5 protein-coding genes and 1 pseudogene are annotated in these 3,571 nt (G+C 38.5%); 3 read left to right on the forward strand and 3 right to left on the reverse strand.

All coding sequences use genetic code 11. The features are described 5' to 3' along the window. A partial coding sequence (locus DTK66_RS06730; RefSeq protein WP_191667798.1) for an SDR family oxidoreductase occupies positions 1-149 on the forward strand: 149 nt, incomplete at its 5' end. Between the two features lie 82 nt (positions 150-231). After that, positions 232-1,581: a PTS galactitol transporter subunit IIC gene (locus DTK66_RS06735; RefSeq protein WP_153930020.1), complete on the forward strand. Its 1,350-nt coding sequence runs from the start codon at positions 232-234 to the stop codon at positions 1,579-1,581. Between the two features lie 65 nt (positions 1,582-1,646). Here the strand turns inward: DTK66_RS06735 and DTK66_RS06740 are convergent, their stop codons facing one another. The 3 genes from DTK66_RS06740 to DTK66_RS06750 are packed head-to-tail and all read right to left on the reverse strand — an operon-like array spanning position 1,647 to position 3,332. Further along, entirely contained in the window at positions 1,647-2,399 is a 753-nt protein-coding gene (locus tag DTK66_RS06740; RefSeq protein ID WP_191668177.1) for a DUF4097 family beta strand repeat-containing protein, read from the reverse strand. Continuing rightward, positions 2,396-3,007 carry a DUF1700 domain-containing protein gene (locus DTK66_RS06745; protein WP_191668178.1) on the reverse strand — a complete coding sequence of 204 codons (612 nt, stop codon included), beginning with the start codon at positions 3,005-3,007 and terminating at the stop codon, positions 2,396-2,398. The genes DTK66_RS06740 and DTK66_RS06745 overlap by 4 nt, the downstream gene beginning before the upstream one ends. Beyond that, positions 3,000-3,332, reverse strand: coding sequence for a PadR family transcriptional regulator (locus tag DTK66_RS06750; protein WP_191668179.1), 333 nt, complete (start codon positions 3,330-3,332; stop codon positions 3,000-3,002). The genes DTK66_RS06745 and DTK66_RS06750 overlap by 8 nt, the downstream gene beginning before the upstream one ends. Before the next feature lie 176 nt (positions 3,333-3,508). On the opposite strand from DTK66_RS06750, the pseudogene DTK66_RS11215 reads away from it, so the two are divergent. After that, positions 3,509-3,571, forward strand: a pseudogene (locus tag DTK66_RS11215) (helix-turn-helix domain-containing protein); the annotation flags it as partial.

Raw genomic sequence — 3,571 nt, forward strand, 5'->3', positions numbered from 1 at the left:
GGAACCAGGAGATCCTTGACAGAATTCCGGCTGGTCACTGGGCTGAGCCTCATGAATTAATGGGCGTGGCTGTCTTCTTAGCAAGTGACGCTGCTAATTACGTAAACGGAACGATTATGCCAGTTGATGGCGGATATTTAGTTCGTTAATAAAAAAGCTCAGCAAGGAGATCTTGTTTGAGCTTTCCATTTCAGTTATTTTGTGAAGTTTTGAATTAATGGAGGGGTAAAAATGGGAGTAATTAATTATATTATGTCCCTTGGGGCAAGTGTTATGATGCCAATAATTTTTCTAATTTTTGGTATCTGCTTAGGAATGGGTGTTGGTAAATCATTAAAAGCCGGCTTATCTGTTGGGGTTGGTTTTGTCGGATTAAATGTTATAACTCAATTATTATCTGATAATATCGGACCTGCTGTTAACGCTATGGTTAAAATCTATAATCTTAACTTACACTCTTTAGACATTGGATGGCCTGCTGCATCAGCAGTGGCTTTCGGAACGCAAGTTGGGGCTATTATTATTCCATTAGGACTACTAATTAATGTAATTATGCTCTTAACACAAACTACTAAAACGCTAGACGTTGATCTATGGAACTATTGGCACTTTGCATTTATTGGATCTATTGTTTCAATAGCAACTCATAGCTTTATTTTAGGACTCATTGCATCTATTGTTACTATTGCTATCACGCTTGTTGGTGCAGATCGATCACAACACCGTTTACAAAGGTTTTATGGTAAAGATCTTGACGGAATTTCAATTCCTCAAGCATTCTGTGTAAGTTTTATTCCATTTGCAATTATAGTTAATTGGATTTGTGAACGAATTCCTGGACTAAATAAAGTTGATTTTGATGCTGAAAAAATGTCTAAACGATTTGGAATTCTTGGTGATCCGATGTTTCTCGGAGTAATCGTAGGAATTATCATCGGTTTATTAGCTCATTATTCCATAGCAAAAGTTTTGCAACTTGGTATTATTTTAAGTGCTGTTATGGTCTTAATTCCACGAATTACCAAGCTTTTCATTGAGGGGCTTGCTCCAATTTCACAACGAGCACAAGATATTATTTCCAAACATTTCAAAGGAAAATCATTTAATATCGGTATGACCCCTGCCCTTGTTATCGGACATCCTACAACCCTATTTTGTTCCTTGCTTTTAATTCCTATTATTTTATTCTTAGCTGTCATCATTCCAGGAAATCAATTTTTACCTTTAGCTAGTTTATCAGGATTGATTTATATTTTCCCACTTGTTTTGCCATACACTAAAGGTAACGTATTACGAACATTTTTAACTGGATTAATTAGTATGGTTTTTGGTGTTCTTTCAGCAACCATGCTTGCTGGCATCTTTACCACTGCTGTAAAGATCGTTCATCAATCTTTTATTCCCGCTGGTACAAGCTCAGTGGCAAGCATTGATTTTGCTGCTAGTCCATTAGCATGGGTAGTTTATGAGCTAACAGCAAATACAACTGTAATCGGTGTTGCTGTAATCATCATCATTACGTTTGGTTTAATGTTATGGAATCGTAAACATATTATACGTGAATCTAGACAAGATAAGTAATTTTAAACTTGTATTAAAAATAAGAAGTTATGTTCATGCATTTCGTCACGAACATAACTTCTTTATTAATTCACTTCATTGTCTCCTGATTGGTTTATTAAGCGTAAGACATTATTAGCCGTATCGTTTTCAGCTAGTGTACTTGTCCCCTTATCCTCACCATTAAGCTCATTATCACCATCGTCTGTTTTAAGGTAGTAACCGTCAACTGTTGTATTAGTAACTGTATTATCACCGCTATCATTCTTTACGGTATAGTGACCATGAACCGTTAGCTGTTGCCCATCAAAATTCCCTGATTGAATATTGATTTGACCATTGTTTAACGTTACCTGTTGGTAGTCGACATTTCCTGAGTCAACCTCAACATTAGCATTCTCAAGGTTAATACCTTTAACTGTTAAATTACCACTATCTAACTGAATTCGTCCTGCTAAAGCCTGATCATGAGGAATCGTAATCACAATTAAGTCTTGGTCACGGTAACTGTTAAGGCTGAAACCATATGAAGCACCACCAGATTGACGAATTGAAACGACACGATTATGGACAGTCGCTGCTGGCACATGGCCGCCCATGCCATAGTATGCAACTTGGTACTTCTTTCCTGCACGAATAACCACATTCGCGGTCGAAGCAGAAATATCGACCCGTTCAAATTCCTTATTAGCACTCAAATGATGAACACGGTTATGAACGATTTGTGGCCGGTTACCATCAAAATAGACCGTTTTATTTCCGCCATTAAAGAGCCCAATTCCGAGGGCAATTAAGCCAATTACTAAAACTACCCAGCCAATCTTAAATACCTTCTTCATTTAGCTTCCCTCCTTGCCTGAGTCTTGTTATATAAGAATTTTGCAAAGTTGGCGATTCCTTGTGCGATTAAGCGGATCAACCAGTATGATAATGGCACACAGACAAGGAATAGCCCAATAAACGTTAAGCCTAAACCGACATAAAATAAACCACTAAAAGGTTCAACCGTCATTAATGCAATTCCAGCATATAACGCAACAACCGCCACGACTGCAATACTCATAATCATCGCAATAATTCCGATGATTAGTCCTAAGGCCGCAACACCAACACCAATTAATACGACTAATGCGGCAATCGCGAGGCCGAAAGTGATTGGTGAAGTAACAATCGCGGCCAAGACCCACCAAAAGACCCGCCAGCTTGATTTAGCAGAGGCCGGTCCCTGCTTTGCTGATTCATCATTCATCTTGATAGAATAATCAGCTAAGATTTTATGACCTAATTGTCGCGGCGTTCCTAATTTTTCCTCAATTGCTGACCGGGTATCAAGTCCTGCATCTGTAATATACTCATCATAAAATTCCAGAGCATCATCACGCTCTTCAGCTTTTAGCGGGCTTAAATATGCTGCTAAGTCATTAATATACTTTTGGGCCTCAGTCATCCTTATCTTCCCCCTCACGTGTTGCATAAAAGATTCCGTCTAAGCTTTCTTTGTAGTCATGCCATAGTTTGCGAATTCGCCTTAAATGTTTCCGACCCTCGGCGGTTATTTGGTAATAACGCCGATTACGACCCTGGTAGGGTTGATCATAAGTCGTCAAGTACCCGTCCTTTTTTAACCGCCGTAAGACCGGATACATCGTTGATTCTGAGATCGTAATCGCCGATTGCATCCGCTGGGTCAAGGCATAGCCATAGTAATCATCATGTTCGAGAATTGCTAAGACCATCCCATCAAGCAAATCCGCTGTTATCTGAATCTTCATGCGCCCTCTCCTTTTCTTTTTACTATATTATATGTCATATAATATCATTGCAAGATATAGTATACAATACCAAATGGCAGATTGTAAAATTTAAGTTGAACATTTTAGTGGACAGAAAAACCCATAAAGGTCTTTAATGGTGTCGTCACAACATTCCATTAGAAAGAAGGACCTTTATGGGCACCACTATTTTATCATTTGAAGACCGCATTGTCATCGAAACGCTTCGTCATGAAAAG

It is taken from the genome of Limosilactobacillus walteri (assembly GCF_014830205.1).
GTDB classification, from domain to species: Bacteria; Bacillota; Bacilli; order Lactobacillales; family Lactobacillaceae; genus Limosilactobacillus; species Limosilactobacillus walteri.